The organism is Paenibacillus sp. JCM 18996 (assembly GCF_055392555.1).
The window spans coordinates 2,648,617-2,672,284 of sequence record NZ_AP043884.1 but is presented as its reverse complement, the minus strand read 5'-3'; the positions used below and the strand labels follow the sequence as shown (position 1 = coordinate 2,672,284).

The window sequence follows — 23,668 nt, the reverse complement described above, 5'->3', positions numbered from 1 at the left end:
CTTTTTCAGTAAGCTGCAGGCATGCGGGAACTCACCAAGGAAAGTGCAGGGTTTGGTTGGACATGCCGGTCATGTCTGTGGGATCAGCAAAATTAAAGGCATGCAGGGCATGTAAGGAAAGGAAGACTAACAAAATTGAATAGAATGAGCACGAAGTAGCTCCGTTTATGACGATATGAACGGGGCTGCTTTATTTGTGTGCGATCCTATCCGATTGGTTTTAGAAGAATTCCGCAGAAAGTTTTCCATAGATGTATTTATTTCGACATAAGCGGCTGTGAAAAAGGTTTAAGCCAGTTTCAGCGGGCTGAACCGGTTTTCCTCTTTCGCGACCGTGCGATATAATAGGAAAAGAGTTTTTTATAGATAAAAATCGGGGAGTGGAGATATTTTGACTTATCATGAGTTATTGGGACGCCAGAGTGAAATGTTAAGAAAGAACATCCAGCAGCAGCTCATTTCAAAAAATCAGAATGGACTGAACGCGCAGCAAGGCTTTCTTCTAAAGCAAATGATCAAAGAATATCACCAAAAAACGCATGAGATCCATTCCATCAAGTCCGGAGAGTGATCTTTCGAAAATGAGGGTGCCGCTTTAGGCACTCTTTTTTTTGTGGGATCATTTTGTCAGCGAAAATATGGAAAAATAATAGATTTAGAGGTAGAATAGAAGAGCGAACCTGCGTTCGTAAGGAAAATGAGTGCAGGAGGGATTTGTTCGAGATGTCCTTTGAGTTTCAAGCCGGCCTGTATCCTGAACGTCCCGGTTGTTATATCATGAAAAATTCGGAGGGGCGCATTCTTTACGTGGGAAAATCCATCAATTTGCGCAGCCGGCTCCGGTCCTATTTTCAGCAGAGGCAAACCCGTAAACGGATGGTACAGCTCGTCCGGGAAATTGCCGTGATCGAAATTGTGCTGGTCAATAATGAGGCGGAGAGTCTGCTGCTCGAGAACAACTTGATCAAGATCCACAAGCCCCCCTATAACCGCGCGTTAAAAAGGGACAACAGCGGATACGCATACCTGCAGCTGACATCTGAGAGGCTGCCCCGGCTTGATGTATTCTACCGAGACAGACGCGAGGGTGCGGATCGCATTGGGTCAGCCGGCGAAAAGCGGCAGCCTAAGGAACAAGGCCACCGGTTCGGCCCGTACAGAAGCTCGCGGTTTCGGAACGAAGTGCTGGAATTTGTAACGGATCACTTTCGTCTGAGGACATGCACAAACATGCCCAAGCGAGCCTGTCTGCTGTATCATATCGGCAAGTGCAGCGGCGTGTGCGAAGGCCTGATTTCGGAAGCCGAATATCGGGAGGACGCAGGCCAGGCAGCCGCGCTGCTGGCAAATCAGGGCGAAGAGCTGATTGCGGCGATGTACCGCAGGATGGAACAGTACGCCGAACGGCTCGAATTCGAGCAGGCAAATAATATGCTTCGCCATATCCGCATTCTGGAGCAGGTGCCGGGCAAACAGATTGTCGACAGGGAGGCCGTCATTGACCAGGATGTGCTCTATTTCGGCGACGGCCGGGTGATGGTCGCCAAGGTGCAGGAAGGGATGCTGCGCGATTTCCAACTGTTCGAGCTGGATCAGCGGCACGAAGAATCCGCGTGCGACCGGTTTGTTATATCCCGCTACGCCAACGTGCGGCCTGACGAGCTCATCGTCAATACAATCGGCGATGTGGGCAGGGTGCGCTCCGCGCTCCGGCATGCCGGAGGCAGGACGGTGAAGATAACGCAGCCGAAACGGGGCTTGAAATATGACCTGCTCCAATTATGCAAGGATAATTTCGAATACCGGATGAATTCCATTCCATCCGCCAACCAGGAGATTATATGAATTTGACGCCGCGATTTTCCGAAGAGGCGACGGTTACTCTGCTCATTTTTGTGCTGCTGTTCGTCCTTCGAATTCCATATATCGGGAGCTCTCCCTATGAATATGAGTCTTGGAGGCAGTCGGATACCGAGGCAATCGCACGCAATTTTGTCGAGGCCCGCTTCAATATCTTTTTCCCTCAGCTGAATTATCAGGGCCCCCTGCCGAACTATGTTCAATTGGAGCTCCAGATCATTCCCTTTTTAATCGCAATTTTATACAAATGCTTCGGCTATCATTATGAATTGGCAAGAATTATACCGGTGCTGTTCTTTTTAGGCTCGGCTCTCTTTGTCTATCTGACAGCTAGACGTTATTATTCGCTGCGCACAGCGTGGCTGGCGCTTTTGTTGTACGGCACGGTCCCGGTTAATTTGCTTTACTCCCGCGCAATCATGCCGGAATCCGCCGCATTGTTTTTTTTTACCGGCGCCTTTTATTTTTTTAGCGAGTGGATACGGCTTGAGAGATTTTCTATTCTTATTACCGCAGCTGTATTCACCTCATTCGCGATTCTAGAGAAAGTCCCGACTGTCTTTGTAGTGATCCCGATGGCGGCCATGGCGGTGGTGAAGTATAAAAAGAGTGCATTTATCAAAAGGGAATTCGTCGTTTTTGCCCTTATCGCGATAGTTCCGGCTGTATTATATTATTTATGGCTGCAGATGATCGCCGAGAGCGCGTTTGTCTCGGGGATCGCGACCAAGCATATTATTCCGCAAATGTTAACGTCGATTTTTACCAAAAAGGCGCAGCTGTTTTTTATCCGGGATTTCCCAAGAACTTTTACTTGGTATATAGTAATATTGGGAATAGGCGGTTTTTTTTCAATACCCTGGAAGGAAGATTTTCCCATAAAATGCTTCGCGTTAGCGATGGCGCTTGAACTCGTTACCATTGCGGCTGTGATTCAGTTCAACTATTATCTGATCTTCTTCGGTCCCCCGCTGGTTATGTGCGCTGCAAACCTTTTGGACCGTCTAATGCGGTCGTCCTTTGCCGGAAAGCTGCTCAGCTGCGCGGTGCTGGTTTTGTTTGCGGTTTCTGCTTATGGGCATGTGCATCCTTTAATCGGTGCGCAGGACGAGAAAATTTTGAAGCAGGCGCAAATAGTTGAAACCATAACCGATAAGAAGGACCTGATCGTCTCCGGTGTGGATGACCCGAGTCTTTTAAACGCGAGTCACAGAGCCGGCTGGCGCGTGATGAACTCCATTCCTGCGGATCCTGTCACGGAGCTCAATTTCTTTGTGGCGGGTGGCGCGCGATATTTTGTGCCGTTAAATGGATATATCGAGAATGATCCTGACGGCAGGTTAAGGATTTACCTGGATACACATTTCACCAAAATCGAAGCGGAGAAAGGATATGAGATTTATAAATTAACCGGAAAGTAACGCACAATCCGCTTTTTGCCAACCGATCAACAGGGTAATAAACCTTTAAAAATCATATTTGGACTGGGAGCTTGCCATGGATAACCAGATTATTGTCGGACTTCCCGCTTTTAACGAAGAATCAGCCCTGCCAAGAATTATAGAAAAAATCAATCTGCTCGGTCCCGAGATGAGAAATGCGCTGCAGATCGTCGTTGTGAATGACGGCAGCACAGATGATACCGGCCGGGTTTTGCAGGAATTATCGGAAGCGTTTTCGTATGTAAGCTTTGTCACCCATCCAAGCAACCTGGGGCTGGGACAAGCGATGAACACTTTATTCGAATATGTGGTTGAACATTACAGCAGCGGCGATATCCTTTTTACATTAGATGCCGATAATACGCACAATCCGTGCATTATTCCCATTATGGCCGACAAGTTGAAGGCTGAAAAACTGGATCTTGTAATCGCTTCACGTTTTGTTCCAGGAGGAAAGGAGCTTGGCCTGTCCTTATCAAGAAAAATGCTCAGCAGGGGAGCGAGGCTTTTTTTCAAGCTTTTCTTTCCGATCGAGAACATCAATGATTATTCCAGCGGATTCAGAGGCTACAGCGTCCAATATTTGAAGAAGGCGATCCATGCTTACCATGGCAATCTTATTACTTCGGGCGGTTTTGAATGTACAGCGGAAATTATCGCCAGGTTCAGCAAAATCGGGGTGAAAGCGGCGGAGTACCCTTTGGTGCTTGAGTACGATTTAAAGGAAGGCAAAAGCAAGATGAGGGTGATGCGCACGATAATGGGGTATTTCAATCTTGTACGCAAAGTAAAGAGACCGTCAGAGACGAATAACGAGAAAGTGAACAATATGATATGAACCAGCTTTTTCTCATCCTGCTTTCGGTGGTCTTGGGGGCAGTCGGGCAGGTGCTTTTAAAATTGGGGGCCAATAAACTGGTCGGATTTTCGCTTGCATATCCTCATCTTTTCAGGAATGTGCTTCTCATTTTTAAAGCTCCCGAAATTCTCATAGGCCTCGTTTTGTTCGGTACCAGCTTCCTGCTGTGGATCCAGGTGTTGACCAAATCGCAGCTCAGCTACGCTTACCCTATGGTCAGCCTGGGGTACATTATTGTCGTGACACTTTCCTACTTTTTGTTCCATGAAACCTTCACTTTAAGCAAAATCATAGGCGTCATAGTTATTCTAGTCGGGGTCATTATCATTAACAGGTAGGCAAAAAAAAGCATCGGCTGCGGCAGGCTGGTGCTTTATTTGGCTAATTTGAACCGGGCGGCAGACTGAAGCGGAAGGCGGTTAGCTTTTTCCAAACAAACACATACTAAACTCCTATTCTAACACAAGGTGAAAACAGATTATGGCGGATATTGTTGAGATTATAATAAGATGCTTCGTCACTTTCCTTTTACTGCTGCTGCTGGCGCATTGGATTGGCAAAGAGATGATCGGCCAGATGACATATCTGCATTATATGTCGGCGATTACCCTAGGGTCGATTGCGGGAAATATGGTGTTTAATATCAAGATCAAATTTGTGGATTTTCTCGTGTCCATTGTGCTTTTCGGTGTTATTACCTGGGTACTGGCGTTCATTTCTTTCCGGAACCGGAAGACAAGGAAATGGATTGAGGGGGAACCCACGGTCATTATAAAAAATGGCAGAATCTTGGAAGATCAGATGAAGAAATTCAGCTATACGATCGAACTCTTGAATCAGGGACTGAGGAAAAAGGATATTTTTGATATGAATGAAGTCGATTTTGCGGTGCTCGAGGCGGATGGCAGCTTGTCGGTGCTGAAAAAACCGGAATATTTGCCGGCCGCCAAAAATGATCTGGGCAGCGCCAAGCCCAAGCAGACTCAGTATCCGGTCGAATTGGTGATGGAAGGCCGAATCCTCGAAGACAATCTGAAAGACGCAGAGATCACAGAGGATTGGTTGAAGAACGAGATGGACAAAAGGGGACTTGCGCTGGAGGACATTTTTTATGCGTTAAAAGGGACGAAGGGGCAGATATACTTCGATTTGTACGAACAAAAGCGGAAGTAAAAATTTAACGCTTGATTTTTTTGTTGAGGTTATTTACCATAGGTTAATATTAATTGAATATCAGACCTCATCAGAACGGTGAGGTAGAGGTCGCGGTTTTTATCAGTAGCCTGGTGGAGGTCCCAGCTTAAGACCCTTGATGCCGGAGGAAAGGAAAAACCGCCGAAGTCCGCGCGTACTGGCCGTGCGGGTTGGGGCCGCTGCCGAAAGGGGCGGAACTGTCACATTTGCGGGATAAGCAGATGTGTTGAGCTATCTTTTCAAGTATGATGAGGGTAATGACAGCCGCCCGGAGTCTGATACGATCCCCTCATAGTAGACAGAAAAAAGAAAGCCATTTACTATGTCTATTGTGGAGGGGATTTTTTCTATGGGCGAAATAGCGAGAACATACGATGTTGCATTCAAGAAAAAGGCAGTAGACCTTTATCTTAAAGAAGGAATGGGCTATAAGACCGTAGCGAGGGAATTAGCGATTGACCCTTCCCTTGTTCGTCGGTGGGTGAAGAATTTTGAGGCAGAGGGCATAAAGGGGCTTGAGGAAAAACGGGGAAAAGCAAATGGCCCTGGAAAAGGCAGACCGAGAACACGACCCGAAGATCCGGAGGTGAAGCTGAAACGTCTTGAAGCGGAGAATGAACTGCTAAAAAAGCTCTTAAAAATGTGAAAGGAGGCATGGATGCTGTACAAAGCGGTAAAAAGTTTGCCATTATCCAGGAATTAGCCAGCAAGGGTTACGATGTCATCTTGCTATGTGAGCTGGCCCAAGTGTCCAGAAGTGGTTTCTATAGATGGAAAAAACGACAGACATTTGTGTCCCAAAAACAACGGGAAGACGAGGCAATTAAAGGGAAAATGTTAGAATGCCATGGACAATTGAAAGGGATTTATGGATACCGTCGTGTAAAGGTCTGGCTTATGCGGAAACATGGGCTGCACCTCAACCATAAGCGTGTGCAAAGGCTCATGCGAGAGCTAGGGATAAAGGCAGTCATTCGAAAGAAAAGACCTTACTACGGCAAGAAAGAGGCTTACGTTATCTCGGACAACCACCTTAACCGGGAATTTACAGCCTCTAATCTAAATGAGAAGTGGGTAACCGATATTACTTATCTAATTTTCAATGGACAGAAACTTTATTTGTCTGCGATTAAAGACCTGTACAACAATGAGATTGTAGCCTACCACATCAGTCGCAGAAACGATTTAAAGCTGGTGTTTGACACGATCAGGAAGGCAAAGAGAAAACGGAATGTGAAAGGGATCCTCCTGCATAGCGACCAAGGCTTCCAGTACACGTCTCGTCAATTTAACAACTTGCTTAAACGATACCATATGAAAGGTAGCATGTCCCGAAAAGGAAACTGTTGGGACAATGCATGTATGGAGAACTTTTTCAGTCATTTTAAGTCAGAGTGCTTTGATCTTTATTCCTTTCATTCGGTTGAACAAGTAAAGCACGCTGTTCAACGTTATATCCATTTTTATAACAATGAACGTTTCCAGAAAAAATTAAACAACCTGAGTCCTTATGAATACAAGACTCAGGCTGCTTAAAAGTTCTTTTTAATAGCTGTCTACTTGACAGGGGTCACATCAGTCCGGGGACAGCTGTTTTTTTACGTTAAAGGAGAGAATCGAATTGGCACAATCCAAAGTAAACCGTCCACCGTCGACGAGCGGAGGCATGAATAAGAGTACGAACGGGCGAACATCCGGCAGCTCTCTGAAAAGATCTTTGAAATCCAGACACATGGCGATGATCTCTCTCGGGGGCTCTATCGGTACCGGTTTATTCCTTGCGAGCGGGGGGGCGATTCATACGGCCGGACCGGGTGGAGCTCTGCTCGCTTACATCGTCATCGGCATCATGGTGTATTTCCTTATGACCTCCTTGGGCGAGATGGCTACCTATATGCCGGTCTCCGGCACGTTCAGTACGTACGCGACACGGTTCGTAGACCCGGCATTCGGTTTTGCCCTAGGCTGGAATTACTGGTACAACTGGGCGATTACCATCGCCGCTGAATTGTCCGCCGCAACCTTAATAATGAAGTTCTGGTTTCCGGGCAGTCCATCCTTGTTATGGAGCGGTTTATTCCTTGTGCTGATGCTGGCTCTGAATCTCCTTTCAGTCAAAGGATACGGGGAAACGGAATACTGGCTCGCGCTGATCAAGATCATTACCGTTATTGTATTTATCGTTGTCGGTATTCTGATGATCGTGGGCATCTGGGGTGGACAGGCGGTCGGCTTCCGCAACCTCACTGTCGGTGAGGCTCCGTTTCCGGGCGGGTTCCTTGCCGCTCTGGGCGTGTTCATGGCGGCAGGCTTCTCGTTCCAGGGAACGGAGCTGGTCGGAATCGCCGCGGGGGAAAGCGAAAATCCGAAGAGCAGCGTCCCTAGGGCAATTCGTTCGGTATTCTGGCGCATTCTGCTGTTCTATGTGCTGGCTATTCTTGTAATAGGACTGCTGATACCTTACACGAATGAAAACCTGGCAAGCGACAGCGTTACGATGAGTCCTTTTACGATTGTCTTCGAGAAAGCGGGACTAAGCGTCGCGGCATCCGTGATGAACGCGGTTATTCTGACGGCTGTGCTTTCAGCGGGAAATTCGGGAATGTACGCCTCGACCCGTATGCTATGGGTGCTCGCCAAGGAAGGGAAGGCTCCTAAATTTTTAGCGGTGTTAAATAAAAGAGGTGTGCCGGTCGCGGCGCTGTTAGCTACAGGAGCTTTGGGCTTGCTGGCGTTCCTCTCCTCCCTCTTCGGAGACGGAATAGTGTACACTTGGCTGCTCAACGCCTCCGGTATGTCCGGTTTTATCGCCTGGCTGGGTATCGCGATCAGCCACTACAGATTCCGTAAAGCCTATACCGCCCAAGGGAAGCAGCTGCAGGCTCTGCCATACCGGGCCAAATGGTTTCCGTTCGGTCCGATTCTTGCGGGGATGTTATGCCTCGTAGTTATCGTCGGACAGTGTATGGGCGCAATCTCCGACGGGAAAATCAACTGGCCTTTCCTGGTTGCATCATATATCGGTATTCCGCTGTTCCTGGCCACTTGGCTCGGCTACAAGTGGAAGCACCGCACCAAGCTGCTGAAGCTGGAAGAATGTGTGTTTGACGATGAATTGAGAAGTTAATATGATTAATCGAAGCAGCCCCCCGCGGCTGCTTTTTTGTAAGAATAAGAAAGCATAAATCCGTGGGCTCCGGGCTCTGCAGATATTACTCTGTTTTTCTTAACCAGGTTCTAGGGGGTAATTAGGGGGTAAGTAATATCTTGAAAATTAGGGAACAAACCCTATAATTTATGTTTTAAACAACAGCCGCAAGGGAGGAGCCCAGATGAGCAAACCCAATCAGAACCCGATATTATTGTCGTTTCCGGAAAGCTTTGAGACACAACGATTGCTGATCCGCTCACCGATGTACGGCGACGGGGTTTTAGTGCATAAGGCTCTGCATGAAAGCGCAGCGGAACTGAGGCCCTGGATGCCTTGGACTCAAAATTTGCCGTCCCTTGAAGAATCGGAAGTGAATGCGCGGATGGCGAGGCTACATTTTTTGGAAAGGTCCGATCTGCGCCTCCATTTGATCCATAAAGAAACAGGTCTTTTTATAGGTTCCAGTGGTCTTCACCGCATTGATTGGAATTCGCGAAAATTTGAAATCGGATATTGGATACATACCTCATGGAGCGGTCAGGGACTTATGACTGAGGCGGTTGCGGGAATCACAGCTTTTGCGGTGGGGGAGCTCCAGGCCAATCGGCTGGAAATCCGCTGCGATGCCAGAAATACACGAAGCCTCAAAGTCGCGGAAAGGCTGGGATTCACCTTGGAAGGGGTTTTACGCAGTGAAATGCGTGACGTCTCCGGGGAATTAAGAGATACGTTGGTATTCGCCAAAGTGAAGGGCAGAGAATTTTAGTGGAAGCTCGAAAGCTGGGGCATACAAATGAATTTACACACTGTACTCGGGGTACTGGGATTCAGAATTTTTGTGGAAGACAGGGCTCAAAAGCTGGGCTGTGCAGGTACATGGCTTGTGAGCGGACTAAAAAGAAAAGAACAAGCACACCGGTTTTATGAAGATTTAGGATATGAAGTAACTGGACACAGGTTTGTGAAAATGTTTGGGAGGCAGGAATGAATACAAAAGGAGGGGATACTGCCATGTCGTCATCTAGCAAATACCGCGCAACGGGCGCCGCTATTTTGGTTGGATGCCTGTTGTTTGCCATTTCTTCCGCATTTCATCCGCCTGCGGCGAATCCATGGACGGGCAGGGAAGTCATCCGGATGATTGCCCAATCTCCCGCTCATTGGCAATGGGATCATATTGGAATGCTGGCTGCAGTTGTGCTCCTGTTCACAGGCCTGTCTTGTGTTGAATCGTTTGCAAAAGAAAGGGCGTCGGCCCGGCTGGCCGCACGCTTCTTTACGGCAGGCCTTTCGATATGGCTGGTTATCCTGTCTATGGAGCTAACAGTTATGCCCGTTGTGTCAACGTATTGGGGAGGCGAGCCTGAGGCCGGTGCGGCTGTCATATCGGAGGGGCTGTTTGCGTTAGGCATCGTTGCGGGTGACTTCGCGATGGGACTCGCGTGGTCTGGAATCGCTTTATTAGGGGTTGCTATGCCGGGGCGGGCAGGTGTCACAAGGAGATTCGCGCGGCTGGGAGTCATAACAGGCATTTGGGGGACGGCGGGGATTGCCGCATCTCTTTTGCTGCCGGACTATAGTCTGCCGATTTTACTGGCGACTTCCGGGCCGGCTTTTGTCTGGACGGTTCTGCTCGGTTGGCGTCTGTATAAACATACACCGCTTCATGCAGATTAATCTGTGAGGAGGATGGTACAGTGACTGCATTTAATTATCAGGATGATGGTTTAGAAGCCGATGTTTACGGAGTGCTCGGGGAAGAGATGGAGGTTGACTCTGATGTGAACGAGGATCCCGGCAGGGAATTGCAATTGGACGATTCGTATGAGGTATGGTATCGAAACATCGGTTATTGGGTGGAGCAGAAGGATGAGATCACCCAGGTTCCGCAGACAAATGCATTCGAAGCGGCAACAGGAGAGCAGGAAGAGTAGCTGGAGTGGACTCACCACACGGGCTCATTTCTTTCTTTTGTATTCGACTACAGCAGCTGCTTCAGCTCCTTTTTGTATCTGCGGATGCGTTGTGAACCCGGAGGGGCGAGCCGGCGCGGATAACCGATTCTGAGCTGCCGGATGTAGGGATAGGGAACCAGCAGCAACGCGTACAGCAGATGCAGATCCGCCGCGCTCAAAGGGCGCTTTCGGTCATAGTACTCGACCCAGCGGAGCATTTCTTTACCTCGCCAAGGGAAATTACGGTGAAGAAGGTGGGAAAGGTCGAGCATTCTGCAATTTAACGAGGTATTGTCAAAATCGATCATATGAAGCGTCCGGGTGGAATCCAGCACCAGATTCGGATAATTGTAGTCTCCATGCACATAAGCGAGTGCAGACTGCTCTTGTTCCATGGCCGTTCGCACCATAGGATGGGTGAGCTGCAGCAGCGCTTCTTCGCAGAGGGACTGAAACCGGGTTGTGCCCGGATGGGTGTTCAATATTTGTCGATACTGCTCAATCTTGGCTCCTGACCAGCCGTAACGTATCCTCCCCTGTGGGGGATCATGCACAAGCGGGCCCTGCGCGAGAGAGTGGAACCTGGCCAAGAGGCGGATCGCTTTTTTAAAATCCCGTTTGTGCCGAAAATCAGGATGTTCTCCTATCACCCAGTTGCTCAGCATGTAGTGGACATTCTCCCTTGTCAAGAAGGAGGAGCCCTGCAGGGTAAGAAGCACATTCGGGCTGTTAGGCAGGCCCGCTTCATTAATGTGCTTAAGGATTAGCGCAATAAATTCAACCTCGGGCTCGGGCGCCTTAAAGCTCTTCAAGCACAAAACGCCGTGCGTATCCGTAAACAACCGGTAAACATCCCGGATACGCTCCCATCGTGCAATGGCAAGGCCATACTCGCGTTCAACTTCCGATAGGATGATCATCCTTGATCACCATTCTTATCCACCGGTGATGAATCTGGAGCCGACGGCTGTAGCCCGGCCCAGTCATCCATCAGCCGGATCGATTTAAGACGGTCGTCCCACGTTACTTTCAGCACACGATACACCTCCCGTTCTTTACGTAGGAGAAGGTCGGCTGCCGCTATCCAGGCTTCCCTCGGCAGACGGTAAAAGGCGGCTATCAAACGGCGCTGCTCAGGCTTTAGCGGGTTGATTTCCTCATAGCCCCGAAGCAAAGACTGAATGAGATGCGTCTGGTAACTTGTGTTGTTCAGCAGCGTCTTGGCGATCTCATAATAGATGGAGTCCATTCTTAAGCGCTCCCAATCAATGAGGAACAAGCCGTCCGCCCGGATAACCACATTAGGATAGGTTACGTCTCCGTGCACCAGGGCGGGAAAGTTGTCTTCTTCCTCCATGATTTTCTTCACGTCAGCCTTCCGGAACACCTCCCACGCTTCCTCGGCTAACCGGATGCACTCCTTTCCGTGCTTGCGGAACCATATGCCCCTGTTCCTGACTTTCCGAAGCCTGGCCAAGCGCAGCCGGAACAAGCGGTCCTGGTTTATAAAAAAACGCATTTGCGTCAAAGTGCGCAGGCCCATCGCAGGGAGTGCCTCCGCCGTGCAGGCCGTATGGAGCCTGGCCAACGCTCTTCCCAGATTTGCGAAGTCTTCTTCGTTTAATTCCAGGTTGCGTCCCTCTACCCACTCCATCATATAATAATAAGACTCGTTATGATTCACCCAGCTTCGTCCGGAGGAGGTTTGCAGCCAGGAGGGCATATGGGGATACCCGCTCTGCTTCAGTAAGTCCGCATAAGAAAAAAGCCGTCTGATCTGCTTTCTCGTCGATAATCCGGGCTCAAGCATATTTCTGTAAAAGGCTTTGACGGCAAAGTCCCCTTTGTTCGTGGTCGCTCGGAAAGCGGAATTTTTCTTATAAAGCGAATCATAGGGTTTAACGCGGTCCAGCTTCATTCCATACTTTTGTGTAACAGCCTTGCATAGGTTGAAAGTACGTTTTGTCAAAATCGCACCTCCGAATCGATTGATAGAGCGCTGTAATAGTCTATTCGGCGGATGGCGGAAGGTGCGGAATAATAATATTTTAATTTTATGACGTTAATAATGTAGGCCCGTTAAGGGCGCCCAAAAGCGGAAGGATGATTTCATTGAATGATGACCCGCAAGATTATTTATACACTTATGTATGCCATGAGGATGAGATCCCGCTTTGCGGGTTGGAGCTGCGGAGCTTGTTCGGGATAGAAGCGCGGGGGGGATTTTTGCTCAGCGCGAAAGACGTGGATGTGAGCCGGAGCCCTTTTGTGAAGGCAAAGGTCCGTGTCCTGTACGATGGCGTTAGCCTAGAGTCGATCATTCGGCAGCTCGGCGGGCTGGAGCCAGGCGGGGCTTCATTCAAGGTTGTGTTTGTGGAAGCCGAGCTTAAATTGCCATATGAGGAAAAGCTGCAGGTCGAGCGGGAAGTGGGAGCGAACATCGGGGGAAGAGCCGATATGCGTAAACCGGAGAAGCTGTATGGTATAGCTTATGCGTTAGGCAGATGGAGGTTTGGCGAGTATACCAGGAATGACGCAGTATGGCTGCGTCACAAGGACAAGCCTCAGAATTATTCCACCGCGCTTAGCACGCGTATGGCGAGAGCTGCGGCCAATATTGCCGTGCCCGATCCAGCCGGCATCAAAGCCATCGATCCCTGCTGCGGCATCGGCACGGTATTGATAGAGGCGCACTCCATGGGCATCGACATCGTCGGGTGCGACATGAATCCTCTGGCTGTGCAGGGGGCGAGGGCGAATCTGGCCCATTTCGGCTTTCCCGGCGTAGTTGAGCTGAAAGATATGAAGGAGCTGTCCGGCCGTTATGACGCCGCGATCCTCGATCTGCCTTATAATTTATGCTCGGTGATATCGGAGGCGGAGCAACTGTCCATGCTCCAAAGCGCCCGGAGGCTTGCCGGCAGAGCCGTCATCATCACGACTGAACCGATCGATTCGCTGATCGAAAGCGCTGGCTTCCGCATTCATGACCGCTGTGCCGTCAGGAAGGGAAGCTTCTCCCGGCAGTTGATCGTGTGCCAGTAGCTCGAACCGGGCAGTCTGATAGAGGTGCGCGGGGCAAAGATAGCCAACCGGCTGCATTGGATGGACATAGCACTCCTGCCCGCTCTCCTGCTGCTTCAGCTTTTACAGCTGCTCGCAGGAAATAACAAGCCTGCAGCGGAGCGATTCGCCGGAGGGTATCAGCGTGAGCTCGCGCTTGCGGTTCAATTCGTCGGGAGGAGCCATCCATGGCTCGACGCATACAAAGGGTTTGTCCGGAACGGACCAAAGCATCACATAGGCAAATTCGTCGCTGTAGCTCATGCTTATGCGGTGTTTTTTCGTCGGCATGAAGGAAATGCGTCGTGTGCGGGCATCCAGCAGATTGGCCGACTCAACCATAGTGCTCAAGTCGAGGCGCCCTTGGTACGGCTTGACCAGGTGGTCGTTATAGTCCATATATGAGGCGGCGTCCGTGTCATAGGCAATGTCTTTGCGGTCGGCGGCAAAATAGGGATGAAACCCTGCGTACATCGGCATCGCTTCAGAGGACAAGTTTTTGTACTGCTGTTCAATGTGAAGCTGAGCGTCTTTCAATGAGTAGGTGAACAGCAGCTCAAATTCAAAAGGAAAAGCCTCCAAAGTCGAAGCGCCGCTCTTCAGCTTTAAAGTTAGAGAGGCTCGCCCGTCTTCGCTGGATTGGGCCACTTCCCATGGATGCGTTCTTGCCACACCATGATTTTTCATCGCATACGTCAGGCCCTTCCATTCATACTTCCCGTCCGACAGAAACCCGCAGATCGGGAATAGCACCGGAATGCCGCCGCGGATATTCGCCTTGGGATCAAGGAACGTGTTCCTGTCCAAATAAAGCAGCTCTTCCCCCCGTACCGAATAATTCAGCACAATACCCCCGCGCTCGGGACAAACGGTCACCCTGGAGGACGTCGCCTTTTCTTTTAGCTCATAGAGTGTATAAGTATCTTTGGTGCTGGTCACTTCATAGGCAGACATCAGTTTTCTCCTTTGCATGGTAATGGCATAATCGGATAAAAGGCACCGGCTGAGACAGCCAGTGCCCTGCACTATTTGAGATAAAGGACAGGTTAAGACTTAAGCACGTCATGGTCCACATAACGCTCGCCTTTCAGCTCGCTGATCACATTGATCGCGACTTTGGCCCCGTCACCGGAGGTGATGATCGTGTGCATACTTACGCCGGCCACCGTTCCCGCGGCCCAAATGCCCTGCTCACTCGTTTGGCCATTGGCATCGGTTTCGATGATCGTTTTGATGCGCGGCTCGGTGCCGGGTTTGGTCCGCAGCCCGATTTTCTCGGCCAGATCGGCCATCATGCCAGTTGCGAGGATGACATGCTTGGCCTGGAAAGTACCGTTATCGCTCTCCACCCGGAAGCCTTCCTCTTCTTTGACTACATCGGCCACTTTGCCTTCTATGAGCTCTACTCCGAACTTGACGGCCTGTTTCCTGCCAGTTTCAACCAGGTCCGGCCCCGAAATTTCCATTACACCATAATGATTCTCGATCCACGCCCTTTTCGTAACGCTCTGGTTGCTGTCGATCAATAGCGTCTTCAGGCCCGCTTTTCCGCAAAATAAAGCTGCGCTCGCGCCTGTCGGCCCCGCGCCGATAATGGCTACATCGTGCATGTACAACATCTCCTTCTTTCTTATTTTTTTGTGTCTCCATTGTCACTTTAACAAATTTACTATAAAAAGGAAAGTTAAGAGCACGTGCCGAACCAGATTGCGCGGCAAGAAAAGGGCTGACCGCCTATGGCTTCTTTTTTAACCCGGAGACGGCCAGCAGCAGCAACGGATAGCCCAGACCGATGATGAAATAGGGAATCGTTATTGAAGTCAGAATGACAGTAAGGTGATACGTAATGTTCGGGCTTATTACTATGGAAAGCGGAACAAGAAGCATGGCGAGCGGATAAGTCAGCGGCTTATAGTGTTTCAGGTTAAAAGTATGGGCAAAAGAGAGAGCGGCGCAATAAAAAGAAATCGTCAGCTTAAAAAAAATGGAAAGAAACCATGCACCTCCCAAAATTACTTCGATCCGTGTCAGAAACTCGCCGACTTTTATTTTTCTCGCCAAGGCAATAGTCGGATAAATACTGATCCCCAGGTATCCCCCTCCCAGCACCAAAACAGTGAACGCAGTGATTAATACTAAAATGCCTCCGCCTATGAGGGTTCCTGCGATGTATCCGTTCCTGGCTTTACCCGGTTGATTGAGACTGGGAATGAGCATCAAAAATATAAATAATTCAAGAAAGGGAAAAGCGATAAACGGGAGCGAAGCCCGCAGATCCTGTATCAGCCCCAGCTCCAGGACGGGCCGCACGTTATTTATTTTTATATCGGGTATGAGAGCAAAGATCATGGTCAACAGCAGCAGGATCACCCACGAAAAAAAGATTTCCGCACTGCGCGCAATCACCGGAAGGCCCAGACGTGTGCCTATGGTGATAATAATCATAAACATGATATGGATCGCCAGTATTGGCGTATCTTCGAGAATTTGGGTAGTGACAAAATCGCCCATATTTCGAAGGATTAAAGCGCAAAGAATAAAAATTCCGATAAAGAGCAGAAAGGAGACGGCCCTTCCCGCCCGTTTCCCTAACAATTGGTCGCTGTATTCCATGAGGGTCAAATCGGGAAACCGTTTTCCCAACGTACCGTACAGCCAGACGGCCAGCAGCCCCGCAAGCAATCCGAGAATCGCCGCAAGCCAGGCGTCTTGTTTGGCACGGGTAAAAAGCAGGCTGGGAGCCAGCAGAATCGATGTGCCGATCGTAAACAGGACAACAAGAATGCTGAACTGCCGCACTGTTAATTTTCCTTTCTCAAGCATGGGCGTCAGATCTCCTCCGGTCGGTTCTATCGCGCTACTGTATCTATGGTTCTCTTTGTGAAATATTTCTAAACGTGTTTGGTACGGAAGACTTCCTGGATTTTGCTTTGCCGCTTCGGAAGGTAATATCTTTCGCGCGATTTGGACAATATACGGAAAACTAGAAGAAAAGCTCTTTAGTTACAGAAGGTAGGTTCGAGCGGGATGAATAAAACGAAATTATCCGCGCATCAATTATTTTCCTTAATAGTTTTATTTGAACTCGGAAGCGCGATCGTCGTCGGTGTGGGAAAGGAAGCAAAACAGGACGCATGGCTGGCTGTTCTGCTCGGTATGGTTGCTGGACTTGGCCTGTTTATGATTTACGGCTGGCTGCACAAACTTTATCCGGAGCTGAGCTTGAGCAATATTTTGGAAAAGGTGCTGGGCAAATGGTTAGGCCGTTTGCTTGGCGTTCTGTATATCCTTTATTTTCTTTACATTTCTTGTCGGCTGCTCAGGGATTTCGGAGCGCTCTTGTTAACGGCTGCTTTACCCGAGACCCCTATCTATATTGTTACTTTCATGATGGCTCTCGTGATCGTCTACGCATCTTATTTAGGAATAGAAACGATAGGCAAAACCGGGGAGCTTTTATATATTTTTACGATGATGTTGGGACTTGCGGGACTCGTGCTTATTTTGATATCCAATGTGATGAAAGCGGAGAATTTGATGCCTGTTTTGGAAAGAGGATGGAAGCCGGTTGTGAACGCAGCCTTTCCGCAGGTTTACACCTTCCCCTTTGGAGAGATGGTTATCTTCACTATGCTTATGCCTTATTTGCACGATCCCCGTCGAGCCATCCAGACAGGACTTAAGGGGATGCTGCTGAGCGGACTCATCCTGACGCTGATGAGCGTAATTTATATAGGTGTCCTTGGTGTCTACGGGATGGAGAACGCGGTCTTTCCGCTGTTAAAAATGACCGCCCGAATCCAGGTTGGAGACTTCATCCAGCATTTGGAATCTATTGCGCTTGTCATATTGATTGTCGGAGGATTTCTCAAATGCCTCCTCTTTTTTTACGGGGCCGGAATCGGTTTGAACGGGTTTATTCCTTCTAAGAAAGGACGCGCGTACATTTACCCGGTGACCGGGATCGCCATATGGATGAGTTCCCATTTCATAGCGCGCAGCTTCCCGGAACATCTCAGGATCGGGCTGAAGATCGTGCCGCTGTATGTACATCTTCCTTTTCAAACTGTTATCCCGGTTCTTCTGCTGATTGTGGCGAAGATCAGAAAACGATCCTGAATACTTGCACAGAAGGAAGGGAACCGCATGAATTATTTTTTTAAAAGGAAAGCTAAACGATACCCGTCTTCAAAAAGCGGCACAATTAAGCAATCCCGCGACCGGCAACCTTTAACTTGCAATATCACCGATACTGTGGACCGCATCCGCGAGAGTTTTAAGGACATGGACGATCTTATTGTAAGAGAAACCCGGCTGGCCGCGTTTCCGGATATCCGGCTTGCACTGGTCTACATTAAGGGTATGTCTGATACCGCTTCTCTGCAGCAGGGTTTTCTGTCGGAACGAGGCGCGCGGCCCCATCCTGATGCGTTTATCGATCAAGATGTCGTGGATTACATCAAAGAAGCCGTCCTTAACCTGTCGGAAACAGAAGAAATCCGTGATTTCGATGCGCTGAACACGGCCATTATGTCGGGAGACGCGGTGATTCTCGCGGAAGGCCATGCATTGGCACTCGCTGTCGGAATGAAAGGCGGGGACAGGCGGGGAGTGGAGGAACCGAACACGCAGTCGGTCATCCGCGGTCCGCGGCAGGGCTTCACGGAGACGATCGGCATCAATACCACATTGGTGCGGCGTATAATCAAAGACACCCGGCTCCGGATGGAAAGCAGGCAGCTCGGCAGGATCACAAAGACCAAAGTAGTGACGATGTACATTCAAGGCATTGCCAATGACAGTGTTCTTGAAGAAGTCCGCTCCCGCATGGACAAGATTGATATCGAAGCCGTTTTGGAAAGCGGCTATATTGAGGAGCTGGTACAGGAAACGAAATTTACTCCCTTTCCTACGGTATTCAATACCGAACGTCCGGATGTCGCAGCAGCTTGGCTGCTGGAAGGCCGTGTAGCGATTTTTGTTGACGGGACCCCGTTCGTGCTGCTCGTTCCGGCTCTGTTCGGCCAATTCTTTAACGCTCCGGAAGATTATTATCAGCGTGCCGATTTCGCCACACTTTTGCGCCTGCTGAGATATTTAAGCTTGTTTATCGCATTACTCGCGCCTTCCATTTACATTACCTTTACCACTTTTCACCAGGAATTATTGCCGACTACCCTATTGGTCAGCTTGGCTGGACAGAGGGAGGGAGTGCCTTTTCCTGCGTTTGTCGAGGCGCTGATGATGGAAATTACTTTCGAGATTTTGCGGGAAGCGGGGGTCAGGATGCCTAAAACAATCGGCCAGTCCGTATCCATTGTAGGCACTCTGGTCATCGGCCAGTCGGCGGTAGAAGCGGGCATAGTCTCTCCTGCCATGGTGATCGTCGTTGCCATTACGGCGATTGCCAACTTTGTTATTCCCGCATTCAGTATGGGGATTTCCATTCGTATGTTACGTATGGCGATGATGGGACTCGCTGCTTCTTTTGGCCTGTTCGGCTTGATTCTTGGCGTGATCGCGCTCATTCTTCACTTGTGCAGTCTGCAGTCATTCGGCGTTTCTTATATGTCGCCTTTTGCACCGTTGGTTCCAGCGGAGCTGAAAGATTCCATCATCCGCCTGCCCAGAAGGATCAAATTGTTCGGTTCCGGCTCCACCGGCAAGAAAAAGTCCGCCAGAAGACAGAAGGGCACGATCCCTAGTCCGGAAGAGGAGAAGCGGCCATGAAATTGTTCCTTCGTTCTTTCCCCATCCTGATGCTGTTGTCTTTCACGCTTACCGGATGCTGGAGCCGCAGAGAGCTCAATCAGCTGGCCATAGCCGCAGCGGTTGGCATCGATAAGACGGGCAGTCAATATGAAGTTTCCTCGCAAATCGTAAATCCCGGAGAAATTGCGAAACAAAAGGGAGCGGGAGGGAGGGCGCCGGTCGTTACTTATTCAACAAACGGGGCCACGGTGCTGCAGGCATTGCGGAGAATGACCACCGAATCGCCCAGAAAAATCTATTTTGCCCACTTGCGGATCATTGTCATTGGAGAGGAATTGGCGAAGGAGGGAATTGCCGAAATGTTGGACTTTCTTGTAAGAGATCAGGAGGTGCGGGGGGATTTCTATGTCGTTATTGCCAAAGGAGGAAAAACGGCGAAAGAAATATTGAGCACCTTCACGACATTGGAAAAAGTACCTGCTAACCATCTGTTCACTTCTTTAGAAATGTCGGAAAGAAAATGGGCCGCCACCGGGAAAATCACTTTAAATGAGCTGATTTCGAATATCATAACCGAGGGAAGGCATCCGGTCCTGACGGGAATTGAAATTAGAGGAAACAGTAAGATAGGCACCAGCAAAGAGAATACGCAAAATGCGAAAACGCCTGCCGTTCTGCGCTATTCAGGAATGGCGGTTTTTAAACACGATAAACTGATCGGCTGGTTAAACGAGCAGGAAAGCAAAGGGTACAACTACACCCAGGGCCATGTGCAGAGCACCGTAGTCGTCTATGCTTGTCCCGAAGGCGGCGGAGGAACGATGTCAACGGAAGTGGTCCGTACGAAAAAAACCGTCAAGAGCAGGATGGTGAACGGAAAACCGGTGATCAACGTCAAAATCAAGGGCGAGGGGATCGTGGGGGAATCCGGATGCAAGATCGATATGACCAAACCGGAGACGATCAGCGAATTGGAAAGAAAAACGAATGAGGATATAGAAGGCAAAATCCAGCAAGCGATCAATGTCATAAAAAAGAAGTACAAATCGGACATTTTCGGATTCGGGGAAGTCGTTCACCGGTCCTATCCGAAAGCCTGGAAGGAATTAAAGAATGATTGGGATGAACAAATAGGGAGTCTTGAGGTCAATGTGGATGTGGATATCAAAATCAGACGCTTGGGCACCATTACCCAATCCATTGAACAAAAAATAAAGGAGTAAGCTGATGTGGGTCACCGGAGCAATACTGGCAGTGGCTGCGGTAATTATATATCTGGAAGTGCCGCGGCTGGCGAAGGATAAATTGAAAAAAGAGATGTGGTGCTTTTTTATTCTGCTTATTGCCGGAGCATGCTTAAGCATTGCCCTCGGCATGAATGCGCCTGTTCCCAATCCCATAGATTGGCTGGCTTTTGTGTTTGGGCCGATGACGGTGAAACTTCTGGGGCGGTAAACAGTCGGAAAGCCCGCAAAGGGGAAGAATTTAGTTTCCAAATCATCCCTTCTTTTGATATAATAAGAATTAACAAGTTAAGCGCTTAACTGAAATGGGTTAAGCGCTGTTAAACACCCTGAATGTAACCGCTTACCAATACGGTTCCTTAAACTTTCGGAAAGTAGGGATGGCAGGATGAGCACGATTCGGCTTACGATGGCCCAGGCGCTGCTGCGCTTCCTGGACAGGCAGTACATCTCCATAGACGGGCAGGAGACTAGATTTGTGAAAGGAGTCATGGGCATATTCGGACATGGCAATGTGACGGGGATCGGCGAGGCTTTGGAGCGAGCCGCAGGGGATCTGCTGTTCATTCAGGGCAAGAATGAACAGGGAATGGTCCATGCGGCGGCTGCTTTCGCCAAGCAGAACAACCGCAGGCAGATCTTCGCCTGTACGACGTCGATTGGGCCGGGAGCGTTAAACATGATAACCGCAGCCGCGACGGCAACGGTCAACCGGATCCCGGTGCTGCTTCTTCCGGGCGACAATTTTGCCTCAAGGCAGCCCGACCCGGTACTGCAGCAGTTGGAAGTGGCCGGCGACTATACGGTTTCGGCGACCGACCCGTTTAAGGGAGTGAGCAAGTATTGGGACCGCATCGTGCGTCCCGAGCAGCTGATGACGGCCGCGGTGCAGGCTATGCGGGTGCTGACGGACCCGGCGGAGACGGGGGCCGTGACGCTTGCGCTGCCGCAGGACGTCCAGGCGGAAGCGTACGATTATCCTGCAGCCTTCTTCGAGAAGAAGGTGCACTATATTGACCGCAGGCCGCCTGCGGCGGATGCGGTGAAGCGGGCGGCGGAGCTGATCGCCGGCAGCAAAAGGCCGCTGATCGTGTCGGGCGGCGGCACGCTTTATTCTTCCGCGGAGCGTGAGCTCACGGAATTCGCGGAAGCGTTCGGCATTCCCGTGGCGGAGACACAGGCAGGCAAGAGCGCTTTGCCATGGGGCCACCGGTTGAACGTCGGCGCGGTCGGAGTGACAGGCTCGCTTGCGGCGAACCTGTTGGCCAAAGAGGCGGATCTCATCATCGGGGTCGGCACCAGGTACTCGGATTTTACTACGGCGTCGAAATCCGCGTTCGCGAATCCGGGTGTCCGGTTTGTGAACATCAATATAAGCGGTTTTGATTCGGCAAAGCTGAACGGGGAGGCCATTACCGCGGATGCCAAAGAAGCGATCAGCGCACTTGGGAAAGCGCTGTCATCATCGAATTATCGAAGCGGATACGAAGCGTCGGAGATGTGTCGGCTCAAGGAGCAGTGGGACCGGGAGGTGGACCGCTTATACGGCCTGGAGCACGGCGAAGGATTGGCCCAGACGAGGGCGCTCGGCGTGATCAACGAGACCATCGATCCGTCGGCAGTGATCGTCTGCGCCGCCGGCAGCCTGCCCGGCGACCTGCACCGGCTGTGGAGGCCGACTGCGCCAAAGACGTATCACATGGAATACGGCTTCTCCTGTATGGGATACGAGGTCAGCGGAGCGTTCGGCGCCGCCTTGGCCGAGCCGGCCCGCGAGGTTTACGCGCTTGTTGGGGACGGCAGCTACCTGATGCTGCATTCCGAGCTCGTTACGAGCCTTCAGGAAGGGCGCAAAATTACGGTGCTGCTGTTCAACAACCACGGGTTCCAATGCATCCACAACCTGCAGAGGGGCCACGGCAGCGATGGCTTCGGCAACGAATTCCGCTACCGGGAAGAGGCCGTCGGTACCTATACGGGCGGCTATCTGCCGATCGATTTCGTGTCGCATGCCCGCAGCCTGGGAGCCAAGGCATACAAAGCGGAAACGGCGGAACAGCTCAGGGACGCGCTGCAGCAGGCCAGACAGGAGCAGGTGACCACCTTGGTAGAGATCCCTGTTGTGCCGGGAACGAACACGGACGGCTACGAGTCCTGGTGGCAGGTCGGCGTGCCGGAAGTATCCGTAAGCGGCAAGGTTCTGGAAGCGTACGAAGAGATGAAAGCCCGCATTCAGGCGGCCAGGAGCTTTTAAACATAAAGGAGGACATACCGATGCTAGAGCTGCCGTTTAAGCTGGGCATCCATCCGATCAATTGGGTCGGAGAGGATGTCAAGGAGCATGGCGAGGGCACCCGTTACGAGCAAATATTGGACGACATCCGGCTGCTTGGACTGACCGGAACGGAAATGGGACGAAAGTACCCCGCAGACACCGAAACGTTGAAGCGGGAGCTGTCGAAGCGGGGCATCCAGCTGGTTTCGCAGTGGAAGTCGGTGCTGTTCTCCGATCCAGCTTTTCGCGAAGAAGAACTGAAAGCATACCGCAAGCATGCGGAGTTTCTAACGGAAATGGGCAGCACGGTGATCAGCACGGCGGAGGTGGGCGGCTCGCTGCATTTCGATCCCCGCCGTACTTCCCATGAAAAAGAAGTGCTGCGCCTGGGCGAAGCGGGCTGGCAGAGTCTGGCGGAAGGTCTGAACGCCGCCGGCGCGATTGCGCAGGAATACGGCTTGAAGCTGACCTACCATCACCATGGGGGGACGGTCGTGGAGCAGCCGGAGGAGATTGACCGCCTGATGGAGCTGACCGATCCTTCGCTCGTCTACCTGCTGTTCGACACCGGCCACGCCTATTACGGCGGCGCGCAGCCTCTGGATGTGCTGCGCAAGCATTATGACCGGATCGCTTACATCCATTTAAAGGATATCCGGCAGGAGGTGCTGGACGAGGCCAGGGCTGAGCGGGCCAACTTTATCACCTGCATCCGCAAAGGGGTCTTTACGGTGCCGGGAGACGGCTGCCTCGATTTCGCCCCGGTTTTCCGGGAGCTGCTTCAGCGTGGATACAACGGATGGGCGATGCTGGAAGGCGAGCAGGATCCGGCGGAGCATAACCCTTACGAATACGCCAAAAGATCGCTGGAGTATATCGAGTCTCTCATTTCACAGGAAAGAAGGTCCTAGCC

The 23,668-nt window shown here is 50.6% G+C and carries 24 protein-coding genes and 1 riboswitch; of the genes, 19 read left to right on the top strand and 5 right to left on the bottom strand.

All coding sequences use genetic code 11. The features are described from left to right. The first annotated feature begins 391 nt into the window (after positions 1-391). The 12 genes from ACZ5N7_RS13085 to ACZ5N7_RS13030 all read left to right on the top strand — a co-directional run bounded on the left by ACZ5N7_RS13085 (position 392) and on the right by ACZ5N7_RS13030 (position 10,440). Complete coding sequence (locus ACZ5N7_RS13085; RefSeq protein ID WP_464654745.1) at positions 392-571, top strand: hypothetical protein; 180 nt, start codon at positions 392-394, stop codon at positions 569-571. A gap of 152 nt (positions 572-723) precedes the next feature. After that, positions 724-1,845, top strand: coding sequence for a GIY-YIG nuclease family protein (locus ACZ5N7_RS13080; RefSeq protein ID WP_464654743.1), 1,122 nt, complete (start codon positions 724-726; stop codon positions 1,843-1,845). A gap of 2 nt (positions 1,846-1,847) precedes the next feature. Next, the gene (locus tag ACZ5N7_RS13075) at positions 1,848-3,281 is read left to right on the top strand and encodes an ArnT family glycosyltransferase (RefSeq protein ID WP_464654742.1); all 1,434 of its coding nucleotides are present in this window, start codon (positions 1,848-1,850) and stop codon (positions 3,279-3,281) included. 76 nt (positions 3,282-3,357) lie between these two features. Continuing rightward, positions 3,358-4,140, top strand: a complete 783-nt coding sequence (locus ACZ5N7_RS13070) for a glycosyltransferase (protein WP_464654740.1) — start codon at positions 3,358-3,360, stop codon at positions 4,138-4,140. Continuing rightward, positions 4,137-4,499: an EamA family transporter gene (locus ACZ5N7_RS13065; protein ID WP_464654738.1), complete on the top strand. Its 363-nt coding sequence runs from the start codon at positions 4,137-4,139 to the stop codon at positions 4,497-4,499. The genes ACZ5N7_RS13070 and ACZ5N7_RS13065 overlap by 4 nt, the downstream gene beginning before the upstream one ends. Before the next feature lie 142 nt (positions 4,500-4,641). Then, positions 4,642-5,334, top strand: coding sequence for a DUF421 domain-containing protein (locus ACZ5N7_RS13060; protein ID WP_464654736.1), 693 nt, complete (start codon positions 4,642-4,644; stop codon positions 5,332-5,334). 76 nt (positions 5,335-5,410) lie between these two features. Then, positions 5,411-5,597: riboswitch (Lysine riboswitch) on the top strand. Positions 5,598-5,704: 107 nt separating this feature from the next. Beyond that, positions 5,705-6,001 (top strand): transposase, encoded by a 297-nt coding sequence (locus ACZ5N7_RS13055; RefSeq protein WP_464659191.1) that lies wholly within the window; start codon positions 5,705-5,707, stop codon positions 5,999-6,001. 8 nt (positions 6,002-6,009) lie between these two features. Beyond that, positions 6,010-6,891, top strand: a complete 882-nt coding sequence (locus tag ACZ5N7_RS13050; protein ID WP_464654018.1) for an IS3 family transposase — start codon at positions 6,010-6,012, stop codon at positions 6,889-6,891. A 130-nt stretch (positions 6,892-7,021) separates the two neighbouring features. Next, positions 7,022-8,482, top strand: coding sequence for an amino acid permease (locus ACZ5N7_RS13045; RefSeq protein ID WP_464659267.1), 1,461 nt, complete (start codon positions 7,022-7,024; stop codon positions 8,480-8,482). A 205-nt stretch (positions 8,483-8,687) separates the two neighbouring features. Then, positions 8,688-9,272 (top strand): GNAT family N-acetyltransferase, encoded by a 585-nt coding sequence (locus tag ACZ5N7_RS13040; protein ID WP_464654734.1) that lies wholly within the window; start codon positions 8,688-8,690, stop codon positions 9,270-9,272. A gap of 245 nt (positions 9,273-9,517) precedes the next feature. Beyond that, entirely contained in the window at positions 9,518-10,183 is a 666-nt protein-coding gene (locus ACZ5N7_RS13035; RefSeq protein ID WP_464654732.1) for a hypothetical protein, read from the top strand. A gap of 20 nt (positions 10,184-10,203) precedes the next feature. Next, complete coding sequence (locus tag ACZ5N7_RS13030) at positions 10,204-10,440, top strand: hypothetical protein (RefSeq protein WP_464654730.1); 237 nt, start codon at positions 10,204-10,206, stop codon at positions 10,438-10,440. Positions 10,441-10,487: 47 nt separating this feature from the next. On the opposite strand, the gene ACZ5N7_RS13025 is transcribed toward ACZ5N7_RS13030, so the two are convergent. Next, entirely contained in the window at positions 10,488-11,381 is an 894-nt protein-coding gene (locus tag ACZ5N7_RS13025) for a phosphotransferase (protein ID WP_464654729.1), read from the bottom strand. Further along, positions 11,378-12,430 (bottom strand): phosphotransferase, encoded by a 1,053-nt coding sequence (locus ACZ5N7_RS13020; protein WP_464654727.1) that lies wholly within the window; start codon positions 12,428-12,430, stop codon positions 11,378-11,380. The genes ACZ5N7_RS13025 and ACZ5N7_RS13020 overlap by 4 nt, the downstream gene beginning before the upstream one ends. Before the next feature lie 143 nt (positions 12,431-12,573). On the opposite strand from ACZ5N7_RS13020, the gene ACZ5N7_RS13015 reads away from it, so the two are divergent. Beyond that, the gene (locus ACZ5N7_RS13015) at positions 12,574-13,506 is read left to right on the top strand and encodes a TRM11 family SAM-dependent methyltransferase (RefSeq protein WP_464654725.1); all 933 of its coding nucleotides are present in this window, start codon (positions 12,574-12,576) and stop codon (positions 13,504-13,506) included. Positions 13,507-13,608: 102 nt separating this feature from the next. On the opposite strand, the gene ACZ5N7_RS13010 is transcribed toward ACZ5N7_RS13015, so the two are convergent. The 3 genes from ACZ5N7_RS13010 to ACZ5N7_RS13000 form a co-directional block, all read right to left on the bottom strand. Continuing rightward, positions 13,609-14,478 (bottom strand): aldose epimerase family protein, encoded by an 870-nt coding sequence (locus ACZ5N7_RS13010; RefSeq protein ID WP_464654724.1) that lies wholly within the window; start codon positions 14,476-14,478, stop codon positions 13,609-13,611. Positions 14,479-14,570: 92 nt separating this feature from the next. Further along, complete coding sequence (locus tag ACZ5N7_RS13005) at positions 14,571-15,134, bottom strand: NAD(P)/FAD-dependent oxidoreductase (RefSeq protein WP_464654722.1); 564 nt, start codon at positions 15,132-15,134, stop codon at positions 14,571-14,573. Between the two features lie 124 nt (positions 15,135-15,258). Next, the gene (locus ACZ5N7_RS13000) at positions 15,259-16,347 is read right to left on the bottom strand and encodes a GerAB/ArcD/ProY family transporter (RefSeq protein ID WP_464654720.1); all 1,089 of its coding nucleotides are present in this window, start codon (positions 16,345-16,347) and stop codon (positions 15,259-15,261) included. Between the two features lie 204 nt (positions 16,348-16,551). On the opposite strand from ACZ5N7_RS13000, the gene ACZ5N7_RS12995 reads away from it, so the two are divergent. The 6 genes from ACZ5N7_RS12995 (at position 16,552) to iolE (ending at position 23,666) form a co-directional block, all read left to right on the top strand. After that, entirely contained in the window at positions 16,552-17,643 is a 1,092-nt protein-coding gene (locus tag ACZ5N7_RS12995) for a GerAB/ArcD/ProY family transporter (protein ID WP_464654718.1), read from the top strand. Positions 17,644-17,670: 27 nt separating this feature from the next. Then, complete coding sequence (locus ACZ5N7_RS12990) at positions 17,671-19,254, top strand: spore germination protein (protein WP_464654716.1); 1,584 nt, start codon at positions 17,671-17,673, stop codon at positions 19,252-19,254. After that, complete coding sequence (locus ACZ5N7_RS12985; protein ID WP_464654715.1) at positions 19,251-20,459, top strand: Ger(x)C family spore germination protein; 1,209 nt, start codon at positions 19,251-19,253, stop codon at positions 20,457-20,459. Before ACZ5N7_RS12990 ends, ACZ5N7_RS12985 begins: the two co-directional genes overlap by 4 nt. A gap of 4 nt (positions 20,460-20,463) precedes the next feature. Continuing rightward, positions 20,464-20,691 (top strand): hypothetical protein, encoded by a 228-nt coding sequence (locus ACZ5N7_RS12980; RefSeq protein WP_464654714.1) that lies wholly within the window; start codon positions 20,464-20,466, stop codon positions 20,689-20,691. Positions 20,692-20,868: 177 nt separating this feature from the next. Next, complete coding sequence (gene iolD / locus ACZ5N7_RS12975) at positions 20,869-22,734, top strand: 3D-(3,5/4)-trihydroxycyclohexane-1,2-dione acylhydrolase (decyclizing) (protein ID WP_464654712.1); 1,866 nt, start codon at positions 20,869-20,871, stop codon at positions 22,732-22,734. Positions 22,735-22,754: 20 nt separating this feature from the next. Then, positions 22,755-23,666, top strand: coding sequence for a myo-inosose-2 dehydratase (iolE, locus tag ACZ5N7_RS12970; RefSeq protein ID WP_464654710.1), 912 nt, complete (start codon positions 22,755-22,757; stop codon positions 23,664-23,666). Positions 23,667-23,668 lie beyond the last annotated feature (2 nt).